Here is an 18,167-nt window from a genome sequence, read left to right as displayed (position 1 = left end):
GGCCAAAACAGCTCGGGCATGGCTCGTTGAACGGAAAATCGTGTGGGATGGTGGTCACTTCCTCTTTCGGGGGCCGGGCGCAAACGGGCTCGACTCTTGCGAAGCGGCAGCTTCCTCCTGGTTGCTGACAACTTTCAGCTCCGTAATGACGCGCTTGCCTTCGCCGATTCCACCCAGAATCTGCGTATGCGTGCCGTCGGTTTCGCCGATGTTGACAGGAACGGCCTTGACCGCATTGCCTTCTTCCACCCACACTTTATTCTTGCCGTTGCAGTCGACAATCTTCTTGTTGCCGACGGTTTCCTTGGTCGGTGTGAAGCGGAGCGCCTTGTTGGTGACGCTGACGACACCCTGACGCTCGGCCGTATAGATGGTGACGTTGGCCGTCAGGCCGGGTTTCAGCTTCAAGTCGGCGTTGGGGGCACTGATGACCACTTCGTAGGTGACCACGTTGTTGGTGGTCGTGGCTTGCTGGCGCACCTGTTTTACCGTACCTTCAAACGTGTCGTTGGGATAGGCGTCCACGGCGAAGGTCACCCTTTCTCCCTGTCGAACATCGCCGATGTCAGCCTCGTCGACATCGGCCACAACCTGCATGTTGGTCAGATCCTGGGCTATCGTGAAGAGTTCGGGCGTGCTGAAGCTGGCCGCCACGGTCTGACCTTCCTCCACCGACTTTGAAAGTACGACCCCGTCGATGGGCGAAGTGATGGTGGCATAGCCGAGGTTGGTCTGCGCCTTGCGCACATTCTCTCGTGCCGTGGCCACCTGTTCCTTGGACTGCTGGTAGGCGAGGCGGGCACTTTCGTAGTCGTCCGCGCTCACGAGCCCCTTCTTGTAGAGCGTGGCGTAGCGATTGAAGTTGGCCTGTTGATAGGTCAGGTTGCTCTGGGCATTGCTCATGTTGGCCTTTGCCGTGTTCAGTTCACTGGTCAGGTTGGTCTTGTCGAGTTCGGCAATGACCTGCCCCTTCTTCACAACGCTGTTATAATCGACATACAGCTTGCTCACAATACCGCTCACCTGGGTACCGACTGTGACGCTCGTGACCGGCTCGATGCTGCCCGTGGCCGTGATGCTGTTCTGGATATTGGCTTTGGAAACCTTCTCCATGACGAAACTCACCTCCTCTTTCTTCTTGCCATCCGTCAGCAGAAAGGCACTGATAGCTAAGAGGATGAGCGCGATGACGCCAATCCAAATCTTGTTTATCCGTTTCATATCTCTCTTGTTTTGTTCCTTTAAATAGTCTCTTGTTGAATGATAGTCGGTCCATCATGAAGCCGATGGAGTCTCAGTTGTAGTTCTTGTCTTTTCAAAAGCAGCCCTTTGAGCTTGCAAGAGCGGCCTTTTCGTCGTGTAAAAGCTACCCTTTTGCATTGTAAAAGCAGCCCTCTTACAAGCTGAAAAGGCAGCTTTCATATTTCATCGGAATGCCATTTCCCATTTCACACTCCACATTTCTCATTTCATCGGGGTGCCATTCCGGTAGAAACTCAACATGCCGAGATTCAGAATGGTAAGGTATTTGCTTTGCAATTCATTCTGACGGGCCTTCAACAGGTTGTCCTTGCCCGTGCGGAGCTCGACGATGTTCTTCAACCCGAGCCTGAATTGCTCGCTCAAAAGGTCGTAACTGGTCTGCGCGCTCTCCGTGCTGACCTTGGCTGCCTTGAACTGATTCTGGTTGGTGACGGCCTGAAGCCAGTAGTTTTCGATGGTGGAGTAGAGGGTGGTTTGCTCGTTCTTCAAGTCGAGCATGCTGCTTTCTCGTTGCAACAGAGCCTTGTTCACGGCCGTCCGCTTCGTCCGATTGTCGAAAATGGGCACCCTCACGCTGATGCCTGCACCGACCGAGACGTTGTTCTTGAGCTGCTTCGACCAGTCCAGGCTGTTCATGGACGTGGTGTTGGTCGACACTCCGGCGTTCGCACTGATGGTGGGCATGCCCTGTGCCTTGGCTATCTTGAGCTGCATGTCGCTCTGTTCGATCATGTTCCGGTAGCCTTTCAGCTCGGGACGATAGTCCAATGCGGCCGTGTAGACGCTGTTCAAGGTCGGTATTTCCTGCATGGCCATGTCGTCGGAAGCCTCGGGGGTCGTGACGTTGAAGTCCTCGTCGTCCGTTATTTGCAGCAGTTGCTTCAATTGACGCTTGTAGTTCTTGGTCGCACTTTCGGCCGAGACGACGTTGTACTCGTCCTGGGCGCGCTGCGCGGTCAGCTGGGCAAGGTCGGCTTTGCTCATTTTTCCAATCTTCACCATCTCCTTTCCGCGCGCTTCGTTCTGCGTGCTGCTCTCCAGACTCTCCTTGTTCACCTTGACGGCTTCGGTCGAATAGAGGATTTGAACGTAGAGTTGGGCGATCTGTTCCTGGATGTTGTTGGCCGTCGTGGCTGAGTCCAGACCAGCCTTTTCCTCAATCAGCTTGTTCAACTTCACCGTATTGTGATTGCGGTTGCCGTTCCACAAAGTCCAATTGCCGCTCAAACCATAGGTTCCATTGTAGTAGAATTTATCCACAGAGCTTCGGGAATAGCCGTCACCGCTGATTCCCGACTCTATCCAAGGGGTGTAAGTGAAGTTCTGACTGGTGGAAAAACTCAAGTCAGGGAGCAGGGCCGCCTTGGCTTGCAGGACGTCTTCGTTGGCGCTTTGCCGCTGGATGCGCTGTTTCTGTAGTGAGATGTTGTTTTGCAAGGCATAGTTGATGCAGTCTTGCAGCGACCAGTTGCGGGCCGAACTTTCCATCGTGGGTGTCAGAAAGGCAAGACCCAGTAAAAATGTAGCTAATGACTTTCTCATAAATATTTGTTTATTTCCGTTTGACGCGAATGTCTCTTCAATGTTGATACATCTTCTTCAAAGTTCATCTTTTTGATGATGGATTGGTGCAAAAAGTCTATCAGGCCATCTGTTTCTTAACACTAATTCGTAAACGGAACGGCAATATTAACATTCTGTCACTCGAATGCCATGCAACCGACAAGCGAAGCTGCGTCGGAGGACAGCTTTCCGCCCGCCCAAACCAAAGGAATATGGATTGCCCCTGCATATCTGCGGGGAACCAAGCGAAGGGTTGCCTGTTGATTTTAATGATTTTATCTTTCAAAAGATAATGAAGTATGATTATTTTTGTATCTTTGCACAAAAAGACAAGGGTATACCGTATGAAACAAACCAAGATAGTTGCCTCGATCAGCGACCGCAGGTGTGACCAGGATTTTATCCGCAAATTGTTCTTTGCGGGCATGAACGTAGTCAGAATCAACACCGCTCATGCCACACCTGATGGTATCAGGCAGATTGTGGAGAACGTGCGGGCCGTATCTCCACACATCGGTATCATGATAGATACGAAGGGACCGGAGGTGAGAACGACGGGAGTGGCCGCGCCTATACATTATTCTATAGGTGACGTCGTGAAGGTTTTCGGCCGCCCGGAGATGGAAACCTCGCACGACATCATCAATGTTTCTTATGTAGACATTTGCAAGGACGTGAAAGTGGGTGACCATCTGCTTTTCGACGATGGCGAGCTGGACATGGAAGTGATGGAGAACGAAGGCCCCATGCTGATTGTCAAAGTGAAGAACGACGGCACATTGGGAGCGCGAAAAAGCGTGAATGTTCCCGGAGAACACATTGACCTTCCTACACTTACGGAAAAAGACAAGATGAATATCTTGCTCGCAGTGGAGCTGAACATAGACTTCATCGCCCATTCGTTTGTGAGAAACGCCGCTGACGTGAAAGCTGTCCAAGATATGTTGGACGCAAATGGAAGTGACATCAAGATCATTTCAAAGATTGAGAACCAGGAAGGAGTGGACAATATAGACGAAATCATCGATGCCTGCTATGGTATCATGATTGCGCGTGGTGATTTGGGCATAGAAGTGCCCATAGAGACCATTCCCGGCATTCAGCGTCAGATAATCCGCAAATGCGTGTTGAAGAAGCGCCCGGTCATCGTGGCAACGCAAATGCTTCACACGATGATCAACAACCCCCGACCTACCCGTGCAGAGGTGACCGATATTGCCAATGCCATCTACTATCGCACCGACGCGTTGATGTTGAGTGGGGAGACAGCCAGTGGAAAGTATCCGCTGGAAGCCGTCCAGACCATGGCGCGGATAGCCGAAGAAGCCGAGAAGGACAAGGCTCGGGAGAACGACATCGCCATCCCGATGGCTCCGAACTGCGACCAGAGAGAGTTCCTGGCACACGCCGCCATCGAAGCCACACAGAAGATGGGAGTCGCAGGTATCATCACGGACAGCGAGACAGGACAGACCGCCCGCAACCTGGCCGCGTTCCGCGGACCGGTTCCTGTGCTGGCAATCTGCTATAAAGAGAAGACGCAACGCTGGTTGAACCTCAGCTATGGCGTGATTCCGATTTACCAGAAGGAGCATGTGTCTTCACAATATATGTTTTTCGCGGCACTGCGTATGCTGCGACAGAAGGGCTATATAGAATTGTCGGACAAGATTGCGTATTTGAGCGGCAGCCTTGGAGAAGGCGGTGGCACTACATTCCTGGAAATTAACAAAGTGAAAGAGGTGTTTGAACGCCGCTATCAATTCCACTTGCCTGATGAGAGAGTAAGGAAATAAGATATTAAGCTACAATTATGGTAAAGATAAAGACAATAGGTATCCTCACTTCGGGCGGGGACGCACCTGGAATGAACGCCGCCATCAGAGCCGTGACCCGTGCGGGGATTTACAATGGCTTTCACATAAAGGCCATATATCGTGGCTATGACGGCTTGATCAACAATGAAATCAAATCCTTTACGACGGAAAACGTCAGTGGAATCATCGGCACCGGTGGTACGATGTTGAAGACGGCGCGCAGCAAGGACTTCATGACAGCAGAGGGACAGCAGAAGGCTTTTGAGAACATTCAGAAGCAAGAAATAGACGCCTTGGTCGTAATTGGCGGCAACGGGTCGCTGACCGGAGCCATGGAGTTCGCCCGCGAATACGACATTTGCTGCATCGGATTGCCGGGAACGATTGACAACGACCTCTATGGAACAGACAACACAATAGGCTACGACACGACGATGAACACCATCGTGGAATGTGTAGACCGCATACGGGACACGGCACAGAGCCACGAGCGTATTTTCTTTGTCGAAGTGATGGGGCGAGACGCGGGCTTTCTTGCCCAAAACTCAGCCATCGCGTCGGGCGCGGAGGCCGCGATCATACCTGAAGACAGCACGGATGTGGACCAGTTGGCCCAATTTATGGAGCGTGGCATTCGTAAAAGCAAGAAGAGCTGTATCGTGATTGTCAGCGAGAGTCCTAAGTGTGGCGCCCTATATTATGCCGACCGCGTCAAGAAAGAGTTTCCAGAATACGATGTGCGTGTGTCCATCTTGGGGCATTTGCAGCGCGGAGGCCGTCCGACGGCCCGCGACCGCATCCTGGCCAGTCGTACAGGCGTAGGCGCGATTGAAGCAATTCTACAAGGACAGCGCAACATCATGGTTGGTGTGAGAAACAACGAGGTGGTCTATGTGCCGCTGAGCGAGGCGATTCGCAGCGACAAACCTTTTGACAGAAAGCTGATAAAGGTGCTTAACGAGTTGAGTATATAATATTAAAAGGTATTAAAGTTGTTGATAAATTGTCTAAAGTCCCTAATTGTTTTGTGGGATTCGTCATTTATTTCTACTTTTGTTATCTCATTATTTCTGAATGTTAACATTTAAATTAACAGCTTATGTCGCAAATTATAGGGCACATCTCTCAGATTATCGGTCCGGTAATTGACGTTTATTTCAATACGGAGGGGCAAGATGCGGAGAAGGTGTTGCCGAAAATTTATGAAGCTTTAAAAGTAAAAAGACCTGATGGCAGCGAACTTGTCATCGAGGTGCAACAGCATATAGGTGAAGATACGGTCCGGTGTGTGGCCATGGACAACACGGACGGTTTGCAAAGAGGACTGGAAGTGATGACTACCGGCAGTCCCATCACCATGCCTGCCGGTGAGCAAATCAAGGGTCGCATGATGAATGTCATCGGCAAACCTATCGACGGAATGGAAGAACTGAACATGAAAGGCTCGTATCCCATCCATCGCGAAGCACCTTCGTTCGACCAACTCTCCACGCATAAAGAGATGTTGGCGACCGGCATCAAGGTCATAGACCTGCTGGAACCTTATATGAAGGGTGGAAAAATCGGCCTCTTTGGCGGTGCGGGAGTGGGAAAGACCGTACTGATCATGGAGTTGATCAACAACATCGCCAAGGGACACAACGGCTATTCCGTCTTTGCCGGTGTAGGAGAACGTACTCGTGAAGGTAACGACTTGCTGCGCGACATGCTGGAGAGCGGAGTCATCAAGTATGGTGACGCTTTCAGAAAGGCTATGGAAGAAGGCAAGTGGGACCTGTCGCTCGTGGACAAGAAGGAATTGGCGGAAAGCCAAGCCACTTTGGTATATGGCCAGATGAACGAACCGCCCGGAGCACGTGCTTCGGTAGCGTTGTCGGGACTGACGGTTGCAGAGGAATTCCGTGACCATGGAGGCAAGGACGGCGAGTCGGCTGACATCATGTTCTTCATTGACAACATCTTCCGTTTCACGCAGGCAGGCTCTGAAGTGTCCGCTTTGCTGGGTCGAATGCCGTCGGCTGTAGGATATCAGCCGACATTGGCCAGCGAAATGGGTACGATGCAGGAGCGTATCACTTCGACAAAAAACGGTTCCATCACTTCCGTCCAAGCTGTATATGTGCCGGCGGATGACTTGACCGACCCTGCACCGGCGACAACATTCTCGCATCTGGATGCTACAACGGAGCTTTCGCGCAAGATAGCCGAGCTGGGCATCTATCCGGCTGTAGACCCGCTGGGCAGCACTTCCCGCATCTTGGACCCGCTCATCGTAGGCAAGGCCCACTATGACTGCGCACAACGTGTGAAGCAATTGCTGCAGCGTTACAACGAACTTCAGGACATCATAGCCATCTTGGGTATGGACGAACTTTCCGATGAAGACAAGCTGACCGTGAATCGCGCGCGCCGTGTGCAGCGTTTCCTTTCGCAGCCATTCACCGTGGCAGAACAGTTCACGGGACTGAAAGGCGTGATGGTGCCCATTGAAGACACCATCAAGGGGTTCAACGCAATCCTCGACGGTGAAGTGGACGACCTGCCCGAACAGGCCTTCATCAACGTGGGAACGATTGAAGACGCCAAGGAAAAGGCCAAGAAACTGCTTGCAGCTGCCAGCGCTTAAGCGTTCATGTATTTCATGTGAGCAAATAAACTTTTAAACAGACGCTATGATGCAGTTGAAAATCGTGTCTCCGGAGAAGATTCTCTTTGTGGGAGAAGTTGGCAGCGTGGTGGTTCCCGGCTCCATCGGCATGTTTGAAATATTGGAAAACCATGCACCAATCATTTCTTCTTTGGAGAAGGGCGTAGTGACTTACAAGCCGGCCGGCACCGAAGCAACCAGCTTGGAGATTCAAGGCGGCTTTGTCGAGGTGCAAAAGAATGAAGTTCGCTTGTGCGTGGAATTGTAGAAAGAACACGAAAGGAAAATGACAGGGTTGAAATCGGCAAGTAGAAAGTATGTTCGGCAAACGCTAAAGATTGTCTTCGGCTTGTTTCTTCTGGAATTGCTTGTTTGTCAACTCCTCGATGTTGGACTGCTGTTGACTCCCATCATGGTCAGTATGTTTTTCGCATTGGCCGTGGACATTGCCGACGCGTGCGTATGGCCGAAGATAGAAGGCAAAGCCGACGAGACAAAGGCAACTTTCTTCATGGCCGTTTCCGGCTTCAGATTCTTGCTGGCCTTGCTGTTGCTGTTCGTCTATTACTTGGTTTCAGACCGTGATGGCATGGTCGCATTCCTGTTGTCATTCGCCCCGTTTTATCTGGCAGTCTTGTTGCATCATTCCCTTTTCTTTTCCCGCTTGCGAAATACCGCTGGACATCTTGACAAATGAAATTATAATAAGATGAAACAATTAAAATATCTACTCCTTTTGGCTGCCTTGACATTCCTGCCATTGCAAACAATGGCTGCACATCATGGTGCGGAAGGGGGAGAAATGAATATTTCCGAGATAGTGCTGAGCCACCTTTCCGACGACTACGAGTGGCACATTGCCACTTATGAGGGGAAGACGCTCAGCATTCCGCTACCCATCATCGTGCGAAGCTCCGCCACGGGAACCTGGAGTTTCTGCACGCCCGAGACGCTGCCCGGCAACTTCTACTTCGACGCCACGCATCATGGCAAGATCTACGAGAAGCTGCCGGACGGGAGTTCGACCCGTCCGCTTGACCTGAGCATAACCAAGACCGTCGCCCAAATTTGGATTGTGGTCTTTGTGTTGTTGGGGATATTCGGCTATTGTGCCAGATGGTACAAGGGCAAGGACGAGAAGAGCGAGGCTCCCCGCGGCTTCGTCGGCGCCATGGAGATGATCGTGATGACGATCAACGACGACGTCGTGAAATCTTCCATAGGCGAGAAGCACTACAAACGCTTCGCCCCCTACCTGCTGACGGTCTTCTTCTTCATCCTCACCGCCAACCTCATTGGTCTCATCCCTATATTCCCTGGCGGTGCGAATGTGACGGGAAACATCAATATAACCCTGTTCCTGGCCGTATGTTCCATGCTTGCGATAAACCTGTTTGGCAATAAGGAATACTGGAAAGATATATTTTGGCCACATGTGCCCGTTCTCTTGAAATTTCCTCTTCCACTTATGCCCCTCATCGAATTGTTCGGTGTGTTCACAAAACCGTTCGCGCTGATGATTCGTCTCTTTGCCAACATGATGGCGGGGCACGCGGTTATCTTGAGCTTCACCTGTGTCATCTTCCTGGGGTGGTCTATGGGTGTGGGGTTCGGCTTGGGGCTCAACGCCTTTAGCATCATCATGCTCTTGTTCATGAACTGCTTGGAGCTGTTGGTCGCTTTTGTTCAGGCCTACGTGTTTACGCTGTTGAGCGCCGTGTTCATCGGCCTGGCCCATCAGGAACATGAAGCATAGGGAGAGGACACTGGCCGTCTGAAATGCGGGAAGCCCGCCGTTGTGTTGCAATCGTGGGCTTTTGACGATGCAGAAAGCCAGCTTTTACCTTTCAACCGTGGGCCTTTTGCGATGCAGAAAGCCAGCTTTCGGGTTGCGACGGAGGGCTTCTGACTTGAATGTAGATGCACGGTTTGCCTTTGGATGGCTATCGGATAGAAACAATAAAAATATTAACAACAAATAAAACGTAAAATTATGATCATTTCAACTTTATTGGCAGCTACAGGTCTGGCTCAGCTGGGCAGTAGTCTTGGTGCAGGTATTGCAACAATTGGTGCAGGTTTGGGTATTGGCAAGATTGGCAGCAGCGCCATGGACGCCATCGCCCGTCAGCCCGAAGCTTCGGGCAAGATCATGACCAACATGATTTTGACCTCCGCTTTCATCGAGGGTTGCGCCTTGTTCGCCATCGCCGCCTGCGCATTTATCATTAAATAAAAATAGAATATTGGTCGAATGGAGAATTTGCCATCGATATTGACGCCTGACGTCGGACTCCTTTTCTGGATGCTCGCCGCGTTTCTGGTGGTCTTTTTCTGTCTGGCTCGCTTCGGCTTCCCCGTCATCATCAAAATGGTTGATGAGAGAAAGCAATACATAGACGGAAGCTTGAGCAAGGCACATGAGGCCTCGGAGCGGTTGGCACACATCAAGCAGGAAGGCGAAGCTCTCTTGCAGGAAGCGAGAGAGCGGCAGGCTGAAATAATGAAAGAGGCGGCTGCCACTCGTGAAGCCATTGTAGGGCGGGCACAGGAAAAGGCACATGAAGAAAGTGCCCGAATCATTTCAGAAGCCAAGAAGCAAATTGAAATGGAGAAGCAAAGCGCCATACGGGAAATCCGTGCCCAGGTGGCCGAACTCAGTGTTCAGATAGCCGAGAAAGTCCTTTCTGAGCAATTGTCAAGCGACAAGGCTCAGATGGCATTGATAGACCGACTGCTGGATGACGTTTCGCAAACGCAAGTGAAAGATAAATAAGTGTAGCTTATGGATTTAGGTGTAATATCAGTTCGATATGCCCGCGCCTTGCTGAAAGCCGCTTTGGCAGACAGGCAGGAAGACGAACTTTACAGAGACATGCAGAAGTTGTCGCAGAGTTTCCTTGAGGTGCCTGAACTGAGATTTACGATTGACAATCCCATGCTCGTGAAAGACAAGAAGCAGGCACTCCTGGAGACGGCCTGTGGGCCCGACGCAAGTCTGCTTGCAAAAAGGTTCATCGCCCTTGTCTTGAAGGAGGATAGGGGGAATGCCTTGCAATTCATGGCTGCATCGTATATAACTCTTTACAGGAAGCATAAGAACATCACCCGCGGTAAACTTATTACAGCCACATCCGTCAGCCTGGAGATGAAAAACAGGATGAAACGGCTTGTGGAGAATAAGACAAACGGTTCTGTCGAATTCAACACGGAAGTTGACAAAGACATCATCGGAGGATTCATCCTTGAATACGATACCTACCGCATGGACGCCACTGTCAAGAGCAAACTTCGCAGGATTGCGGCAGAACTGAAGAAATAATTAATTGTTCATAGAATATCAATAACAAGATGTCAGATAAAATAAAACCAAGCGAGGTGTCTGAGGTGCTTCTCAAAGAACTCCGCAACATCAACAGCGGCGAACAGTTTGATGAGGTCGGCACGGTGCTCACCGTAGCAGATGGCGTGGCCCGCGTCTATGGTCTCCGCAATGTTGAAGCAAGCGAGTTGCTCGAATTTGAGAACGGCACGATGGCCATCGTGATGAACTTGGAGGAAGATAATATTGGTTGTGTGCTCTTGGGGCCGACAGCTGGCATTAAGGAAGGACAGACGGTCAAGCGCACGCATCGCATCGCCTCCATACGGGTGAACGACAACTTCCTGGGACGTGTCGTCAACCCATTGGGACAGGCCATAGACGGTCTGGGCGACATCGACCTGACGGACTCTTTCGAAATGCCGTTGGACCGTAAGGCACCAGGTGTAATCTATCGCCAACCGGTGAAGGAACCGCTGCAGACAGGCCTGAAGGCCGTGGACTCCATGATACCCATAGGACGCGGCCAGCGTGAACTCATCATCGGCGACCGACAGACGGGAAAGACGGCGATAGCCGTTGACACCATCATCAACCAAAAGAGCTTCTTCAAGGCCGGCAAGCCCGTATATTGCATCTATGTAGCGATAGGGCAGAAGGCTTCCACGGTTGCCGCTCTTGTCCAGACCTTGAAAGAGCACGGGGCCCTGCCTTACTCCATCATCGTGAGTGCCACGGCAGCCGATCCGGCAGCCATGCAGTATTATGCGCCTTTTGCCGGCGCGGCCATCGGCGAATATTTCCGTGACCGCGGACACAGCGCCCTCGTCGTCTACGATGACTTGTCAAAGCAGGCGGTTGCCTATCGTGAAGTGTCGCTGATTCTTCGCCGCCCTTCCGGCCGCGAAGCCTATCCGGGCGACGTGTTCTATCTCCACTCTCGTCTGCTGGAGCGTGCGGCACGCATCAACAACCAACAGGAAATCGCAGAGCAGATGAACGATTTGCCGTCGTGTATGAAAGGGCATGTCCGTGGCGGTGGTTCGCTGACAGCCTTGCCCATCATCGAAACGCAGGCCGGCGACGTCTCCGCGTACATCCCTACGAACGTAATCTCCATCACCGATGGTCAGATTTATTTGGAAACCAATTTGTTCAACCAAGGATTCCGGCCGGCCATCAACGTAGGTATCTCCGTGTCGCGTGTGGGTGGCTCCGCCCAAATCAAGAGTATGAAGAAGGTGGCCGGCACCTTGAAGTTGGACATGGCCCAATATCGCGAGTTGGAAGCGTTCTCCAAATTCTCAAGCGACATGGACGCCGTGACGGCAATGACGCTGGATCGAGGCAGGAAGAACAACCAGTTGCTCATACAGCCTCAGTACAGTCCAATGCCTGTCGGTGAACAGATAGCCATTCTTTATTGCGGTGTTCACGGATTGATGCACGATGTCCCCGTGGAGAGTGTACGCGATTGCCAAAGTCAGTTCCTCGACGCCATGCGCTCGTCACATGCCGATGTGATTGACAGCTTGGCCGATGGGCAGTTGACAGACGAGGCTGTGAAAGCGATTGAGGCCACGATGGCCAACATCGCAGGACAGTACAAGAATAATCAATAAACGTGATAGAGAATGCCGTCATTAAAGGAAATCAAGACGCGTATAGCTTCTGTAAACAACACCCGTAAGATAACGAGCGCCATGAAAATGGTGGCTTCCAGTAAACTGCATCATGCGCAAACAGCCATACAGAACATGTTGCCCTATGAGAATCTGCTGGAGCATATCTTGAAGTCTTTCCTCGTGACAGTGCCTGAAATCCAGAATGAATTTGAGGAGATGCGGAAGGTGAAGCGCGTGGCGCTTGTCGTTTTCACCAGCAATAGTTCATTGTGTGGTGGTTTCAACAACAATGTACTGAAGTTGTTGCAGAATGCCATTGATGAGTATACGGCTGCAGGTGTTGAGGACATCGTTGTCTATCCCATAGGGCGCAAGGGCGAGGAATATGCCGGCAAGCGAGGATTGCGTGTCGCAGGGAGTTTCTTGGCATTGGCCGACAAGCCCAATGCCGGTGACTGCGCATCGATTTCTCAAGAGTTGAGAGACAAGTTTGTCGCTGGTGAAGTGGATCGGGTGGAATTGATCTATCACCACTTCAAGTCGGCAGGCAATCAAATCTTGACGCGCAAGACATTCCTTCCCATCGACCTTGCCACGGAAAATATCGGACGTGAAAACGACAGAGACCTCTCAAGCAATGTGGCGACGGCCAAGGCTCAGGAATACCTGCGCAAACGTCGGACAGACGAGGGCAAACAGGCATCGGCTTCCGCCCATGCCATCAATGACAACTTCATCGTTGAACCCGATTTGGACGCGGTCTTGAGTTCCTTGATACCTAAAGAATTGAATCTGCAAGTGTTCACAGCCTTGCTTGACAGCAACGCCAGCGAGCATGCCGCCCGTATGGTCGCCATGCAAACGGCTACGGACAATGCCGACGAGTTGCTGCGCGTGCTGAATCTGCAATATAACAAGAGTCGCCAGCAAGCGATTACAAACGAACTGCTTGACATTGTCGGTGGAAGTGTGAACAATTGATTGCCACAATCTTTCTAATAATAATAAGGTGAACCCTATGCGGTTCGCCTTTTTTTGAACAATTCGAAAAGTTTTACTACCTTTGCAAAATGATAAGATTCAATGGTTTAATACAAAATTCTAATAATATCGACAATGGGAATATTCGGATTGTTCAATAAGAAAAAGAAAGAGACATTAGACCAGGGGTTGGAGAAAACCAAGCAGAGTGTTTTCGACAAGCTGTCTCGTGCTATTGCGGGAAAGTCGAAGGTTGATGATGACGTGTTGGATAATCTTGAAGAAGTTCTGATTACCAGCGATGTCGGAGTTGATACGACTTTGAAGGTGATAGAGCGGATAGAAGCCCGTGTCGCCAAGGACAAGTATGTGTCTACTTCGGAGCTCAACGACATCTTGAGGGAGGAAATCGCAGCTTTGCTGGCAGAAAACAATTCGGAAGACAATGACAACTGGGATTTGCCCAACACCGGTGAACCTTATGTGATCTTGGTCGTGGGCGTGAACGGTGTAGGCAAGACAACGACTATCGGAAAGCTGGCACACCAGTTTAAGCAAGCAGGCAAACAAGTGTATCTGGGCGCCGCCGACACCTTCCGGGCTGCTGCCGTCGAGCAAATAAGCATTTGGGGCGAACGGGTGGGAGTCCCTGTCGTGAAGCAGCAGATGGGTGCCGACCCCGCTTCTGTAGCGTTCGACACCCTGCAAAGCGCCAAGGCAAACCATGCGGATGTCGTTTTGATTGACACAGCAGGAAGATTGCACAACAAGGTAGGCCTGATGAACGAACTGAAAAAGATCAAGGATGTGATGAAGAAGGTTGTTCCGTCGGCACCGAATGAAGTTCTTTTGGTGCTGGATGGAAGTACCGGGCAGAACGCTTTTGAACAAGCCAAGCAATTTTCGGCAGTGACGAATATCACTAGTCTTGCCATAACCAAGCTGGACGGTACGGCCAAAGGAGGAGTGGTCATAGGCATCAGCGACCAGCTTAAAGTTCCCGTGAAGTATATCGGTCTTGGAGAGAAAATGGAGGATTTGCAATTGTTCAACAGAAAGGAGTTTGTTGATTCTTTGTTTAAATAGATAAGAGACTGATGAAAAAGAATCAGATAGACATTATTACCATGGGGTGCTCGAAGAATCTTGTTGACAGCGAACTCCTCATGAAGCAGTTTGAAGCCAACGGGTATCATTGTACACATGATAGCAAAAAGCTACAAGGCGAGATTGTCGTTGTGAACACTTGCGGCTTTATAGAATCGGCGAAGGAAGAGAGTATCAATACCATTCTTGAGTTTGTGAATGCCAAGAACGAAGGCAAAATAAACAAACTCTTTGTAATGGGCTGCCTCTCACAGCGATATAAGGAAGACTTGGAAAAAGAAATCCCCGAAGTGGATAGATTCTATGGAAAGTTTAATTACAAGCAGCTGCTGAATGATTTGGGCAAGGCTGACATCCCTTCATGCAATGGTGTTCGCCATTTGACGACCCCACGCCACTACGCCTATCTCAAAATAGCCGAAGGCTGTGACCGGCATTGTGCCTATTGTGCGATTCCGCTTATTACAGGCAAGCATGTGTCCAGACCCAAACAAGAGATTCTGGACGAAGTGAAGAGAATGGTCGCCGCAGGTGTAAAGGAGTTTCAAGTGATAGCACAGGAGCTGACTTATTACGGCGTAGACATTGATGGCAAGCGGCATATAGCTGATTTGATTCGCGACATAGCGGATATTCCGGGCGTCAAGTGGATCAGACTGCATTATGCCTATCCCAATCAATTTCCCTTGGAACTTCTCGATGTCATGAATGAAAAGTCCAATGTCTGCAGGTATTTGGACATCGCATTGCAACATATTTCCGACTCGGTATTGAAGGCCATGCACCGGCATGTCACAAAGAAAGAGACCATAGACTTGATCAAGCAAATCAGAGCCCGTGTCCCCGGCATTCATCTGCGCACAACGATGTTGGTCGGCTTTCCGGGAGAAACGGAGGATGATTTCAACGAGCTTGTCGAATTTGTAAAGTGGGCACGTTTCGAGCGTCTCGGAGCATTTGTCTATTCCGAGGAAGAAGGCACTTTTGGAGCCAAAAACTATGAGGATGACGTACCAGCGGAGGTGAAGCAACGACGCTTGGATGAGTTGATGGCGGTGCAGCAGGAAATCAGCGCGGAAGTAGAAGCGGAAAAGATAGGGGAAACCATGCCGGTGATTATAGATAGAAAGGAAGGCGAATATTACATAGGTCGCACGGAATTTTGCTCGCCGGAAGTAGACCCTGAAGTCTTGATTCCCACCGACAAGAAAGTGTTGAGAGTGGGTAATTTTTATTCTGTCAAGATATTGCAGGCTGAAGAGTTTGATCTTTATGGTGAAGTCGTATAGGAAACACAATGAATAATAAGGAATATATTTCAGAGTTGGCACAGCGGAGTGGATATACTCAAGCCGACACGCAAAATCTTGTTGCCATCTTGGTCGAAAGTATGATGTCCGCTTTCGATGCTGGTGATGACGTTTCCATTGCCGGCTTTGGAACTTTTGAAGTCAGGAAACGTCTGGAGCGGGTGGTCAACAATCCAGCTACCGGCTTGAAAATGCTGGTTCCCCCAAAATTGGTTCTTAATTTTAAGCCGAACGCTTCCGTCAAGGAACGTCTAAAGAACGGGAGGGGAGTGGAATGATTAAAATATCCGATTTAGCTCGTGACCTGGCCGCTCGGCAAGGTCTTTCACAGGAAGAGGCTGACAGGTTTGTGGAGTTGATGTTCAAAGTGCTTCATGAAGGCCTGGTGAACGACCGCCAAGTCAAGGTGAAAGGCTTGGGCACCTTCAAACTAACAAGAATCAGTGCGCGCGAAAGTGTAGATGTAAATACCGGAGAGCGGATTACGATAGATGGGCGTGACAAGATTTCCTTTAATCCAGATGCTTCTCTGCGTGACTTTGTCAATCGCCCATTTGCCCAGTTTGAGACTGTTACAATCAATGAAGGGGTGAATGTGGATCGGCTCGTTGACATCTATAGCACGAACGAAGAACAGGTTGGCAATCAGGAACCCGAAGAGCAGGAAGTGGAAAAGAAACCGGCACCAGAGCCAGAGTCAGAACCAGTGCCCAAGCCAGAACCTGTCTTGATGGATGAAGATGTTGTATCCCCAGCCTCCTCGGCGGATGACGCTGAAGTACATGAAGTCGTTGACGACCGGAAAGAGGAAGGGGATGGCGCCGAGGAGTGCGAAGAAGATGTCAAAATCGAACCCATATCCGATCGGCAAGATTGTTTGGGACAAGAGGGAAAAGAGGAAGAAGGCGAGACTGTTTTATCTTATGAAACTTCTGCTGCCGGCATGCAAGCGGTTGGTACAGACCTGAATGCCAACCACTCCCTTAGGCGGATGGTTATATTGTTGTCCGTAGCCTGCATGTTTTTGTTTTTGATTTCTGCCGGCGGCTTTTATTATACCTGGGTGCAGATAAACCTCAGAAATGTGGTCATTGACTCCTTGCTGCGAAGCGCAAGACAAGTACCGGCAACATCCGTTTCGTTGCAGAAAAAAGGAAATGCCATTTCTCCGGTGAACAAACCGGTCGATTCTCTGCCGTCATCAACCCAAGCGAAGCGTGAAGCGACGCATCGGAATGCCCGTGAAAAGTATGAAACCGATATAAAGCCGCAAGCACCTGCTTCGGACAAGGAATCGTCATTTTCCGGCAATGCCGCCAGCAAGAACAGTTCCGACGCAGACATGGACTACAAGTTGCTGAACAGTCAAGATGTCAGAGTTAGAACAGGTGCTTATAGAATCATCGGTGTAAAGACCGTTGTTAGGCTGAGACCCGGACAAACGATACAAACAATAAGTAGGTCGCATTTGGGACCGGATATGGAGTGCTATGTCGAAGTGCTTAACGGCCGCAAGACTGTGTCTCCGGGAGATTATTTGAAAATCCCAGCATTGAAATTGAAAAGGGCGCGTGAGCGCAAAGCGTTGTAAGCAGTCGAAAAGCTGCTTGAGCGTTCTTGTTATTTGTAGTTTGAAAATTTGTAAATTATAAAAATAAGAACTACTTTTGCAAACAAATAAAGTTTAGAACATTGACTCATGAAAAAAATAGTACGTTCTATATTCGTGTTATTGCTTATCGCATTGGTTACCAGCTGCTCCAGCAGTAAGCAAGTTCCTTATTTCCAAAACATCGACCAAATCAGTCTGGAATCCTCCAAGGGGCTTTATGACGCAAAGATCATGCCTAAGGATATGTTGACAATTACAGTCATTACAACCGATCCCAAGGTTGCGGCACCTTTCAATCTATCTGTTCAAAATACAATCAGCAGTCTGGGACAGTTGAGTACGGGTGCCGGTTCTCTTCAAGGCTATCTTGTCGACAATGATGGGAACATCAATTTTCCAGTAATAGGAAAGCTGCATGTGCTTGGGCTGACAAAGACCCAATGCCAAGATTTGATTAGGAAAAAGGTCGCCCCCTATCTGGCGGAATCAGAGAATCCAGTCGTCACTGTCACCATGGCAAGTTATCGGGTAACAATAACCGGGGAAGTGAACAAGCCGGGGGTTGTTCCCGTCTCAACAGAAAAAATGAGTATCGTGGAAGCTTTGGCGCAGGCAGGTGACCTGACGATATACGGCAAGCGCAATAACATTATGTTGATAAGGGAAAATGCCGATGGACAAAAAGAGGCGCATCGGTTGAATCTCAACGATGCTAATTTAATCAATTCACCTTATTATTATTTGCAACAAAACGACATCATCTATGTTGAACCCAATAGGGTGCGCGCTCAAAATTCAGCTATAGGAAGCTCGACAACGATTTGGTTCTCATTTGTAGGAATTGTGACCAGCGTCGCTTCTTTATTGGTTAACATTTTACGGAATTGATGAAAGAGGAAAGAAGAATGAATGCGCACGGC

Annotated in this window: 18 protein-coding genes; 16 read left to right on the top strand and 2 right to left on the bottom strand. The window is 50.0% G+C overall.

Annotated elements, in window-relative coordinates; translation table 11 throughout:
• Positions 1-54: 54 nt before the first annotated feature.
• Both K334_RS0109035 and K334_RS0109030 read right to left on the bottom strand, forming a co-directional pair.
• Positions 55-1,221: an efflux RND transporter periplasmic adaptor subunit gene (locus tag K334_RS0109035; RefSeq protein ID WP_027444850.1), complete on the bottom strand. Its 1,167-nt coding sequence runs from the start codon at positions 1,219-1,221 to the stop codon at positions 55-57.
• A gap of 243 nt (positions 1,222-1,464) precedes the next feature.
• The gene (locus K334_RS0109030) at positions 1,465-2,805 is read right to left on the bottom strand and encodes a TolC family protein (RefSeq protein ID WP_021589807.1); all 1,341 of its coding nucleotides are present in this window, start codon (positions 2,803-2,805) and stop codon (positions 1,465-1,467) included.
• A 365-nt stretch (positions 2,806-3,170) separates the two neighbouring features.
• Here K334_RS0109030 and pyk point away from each other — a divergent pair, with 365 nt between their 5' ends.
• The 16 genes from pyk to K334_RS0108945 all read left to right on the top strand — a co-directional run bounded on the left by pyk (position 3,171) and on the right by K334_RS0108945 (position 18,135).
• Positions 3,171-4,622, top strand: coding sequence for a pyruvate kinase (pyk, locus tag K334_RS0109020; RefSeq protein WP_021589791.1), 1,452 nt, complete (start codon positions 3,171-3,173; stop codon positions 4,620-4,622).
• A gap of 17 nt (positions 4,623-4,639) precedes the next feature.
• The gene (gene pfkA / locus K334_RS0109015) at positions 4,640-5,617 is read left to right on the top strand and encodes a 6-phosphofructokinase (protein ID WP_027444848.1); all 978 of its coding nucleotides are present in this window, start codon (positions 4,640-4,642) and stop codon (positions 5,615-5,617) included.
• Between the two features lie 125 nt (positions 5,618-5,742).
• Positions 5,743-7,269, top strand: a complete 1,527-nt coding sequence (gene atpD, locus K334_RS0109010; RefSeq protein WP_025881051.1) for a F0F1 ATP synthase subunit beta — start codon at positions 5,743-5,745, stop codon at positions 7,267-7,269.
• A 46-nt stretch (positions 7,270-7,315) separates the two neighbouring features.
• The gene (gene atpC / locus K334_RS0109005) at positions 7,316-7,558 is read left to right on the top strand and encodes an ATP synthase F1 subunit epsilon (protein ID WP_025881053.1); all 243 of its coding nucleotides are present in this window, start codon (positions 7,316-7,318) and stop codon (positions 7,556-7,558) included.
• 18 nt (positions 7,559-7,576) lie between these two features.
• Positions 7,577-7,987: a hypothetical protein gene (locus K334_RS0109000; RefSeq protein WP_025881054.1), complete on the top strand. Its 411-nt coding sequence runs from the start codon at positions 7,577-7,579 to the stop codon at positions 7,985-7,987.
• 12 nt (positions 7,988-7,999) lie between these two features.
• The gene (gene atpB / locus K334_RS0108995) at positions 8,000-9,046 is read left to right on the top strand and encodes a F0F1 ATP synthase subunit A (protein ID WP_025881056.1); all 1,047 of its coding nucleotides are present in this window, start codon (positions 8,000-8,002) and stop codon (positions 9,044-9,046) included.
• A 237-nt stretch (positions 9,047-9,283) separates the two neighbouring features.
• Complete coding sequence (locus K334_RS0108990) at positions 9,284-9,526, top strand: ATP synthase F0 subunit C (RefSeq protein WP_021589796.1); 243 nt, start codon at positions 9,284-9,286, stop codon at positions 9,524-9,526.
• A gap of 18 nt (positions 9,527-9,544) precedes the next feature.
• Positions 9,545-10,066 carry a F0F1 ATP synthase subunit B gene (gene atpF, locus K334_RS0108985; protein WP_021589742.1) on the top strand — a complete coding sequence of 174 codons (522 nt, stop codon included), beginning with the start codon at positions 9,545-9,547 and terminating at the stop codon, positions 10,064-10,066.
• A gap of 9 nt (positions 10,067-10,075) precedes the next feature.
• Positions 10,076-10,612 carry a F0F1 ATP synthase subunit delta gene (locus K334_RS0108980; RefSeq protein ID WP_021589774.1) on the top strand — a complete coding sequence of 179 codons (537 nt, stop codon included), beginning with the start codon at positions 10,076-10,078 and terminating at the stop codon, positions 10,610-10,612.
• A gap of 29 nt (positions 10,613-10,641) precedes the next feature.
• Positions 10,642-12,234, top strand: a complete 1,593-nt coding sequence (gene atpA / locus K334_RS0108975) for a F0F1 ATP synthase subunit alpha (protein ID WP_027444847.1) — start codon at positions 10,642-10,644, stop codon at positions 12,232-12,234.
• Positions 12,235-12,246: 12 nt separating this feature from the next.
• Positions 12,247-13,218, top strand: coding sequence for a F0F1 ATP synthase subunit gamma (locus K334_RS0108970; protein ID WP_025881057.1), 972 nt, complete (start codon positions 12,247-12,249; stop codon positions 13,216-13,218).
• 135 nt (positions 13,219-13,353) lie between these two features.
• Positions 13,354-14,304 carry a signal recognition particle-docking protein FtsY gene (gene ftsY, locus K334_RS0108965; protein ID WP_021589785.1) on the top strand — a complete coding sequence of 317 codons (951 nt, stop codon included), beginning with the start codon at positions 13,354-13,356 and terminating at the stop codon, positions 14,302-14,304.
• A gap of 11 nt (positions 14,305-14,315) precedes the next feature.
• Entirely contained in the window at positions 14,316-15,614 is a 1,299-nt protein-coding gene (gene rimO / locus K334_RS0108960) for a 30S ribosomal protein S12 methylthiotransferase RimO (RefSeq protein ID WP_025881058.1), read from the top strand.
• 8 nt (positions 15,615-15,622) lie between these two features.
• Positions 15,623-15,913 (top strand): HU family DNA-binding protein, encoded by a 291-nt coding sequence (locus K334_RS0108955; protein ID WP_021589772.1) that lies wholly within the window; start codon positions 15,623-15,625, stop codon positions 15,911-15,913.
• Positions 15,910-17,226, top strand: coding sequence for an HU family DNA-binding protein (locus K334_RS0108950; protein WP_027444846.1), 1,317 nt, complete (start codon positions 15,910-15,912; stop codon positions 17,224-17,226). The genes K334_RS0108955 and K334_RS0108950 overlap by 4 nt, the downstream gene beginning before the upstream one ends.
• Positions 17,227-17,334: 108 nt before the next feature.
• Entirely contained in the window at positions 17,335-18,135 is an 801-nt protein-coding gene (locus K334_RS0108945) for a polysaccharide biosynthesis/export family protein (RefSeq protein WP_021589789.1), read from the top strand.
• The last annotated feature ends 32 nt before the right edge of the window (positions 18,136-18,167 follow it).

This window comes from Segatella baroniae DSM 16972 = JCM 13447, from assembly GCF_000426585.1.
Classification (GTDB): Bacteria; Bacteroidota; Bacteroidia; order Bacteroidales; family Bacteroidaceae; genus Prevotella; species Prevotella baroniae.
Note: the sequence above shows the minus strand (reverse complement) of the source record. Positions and strands in the feature narration are given on the sequence as shown.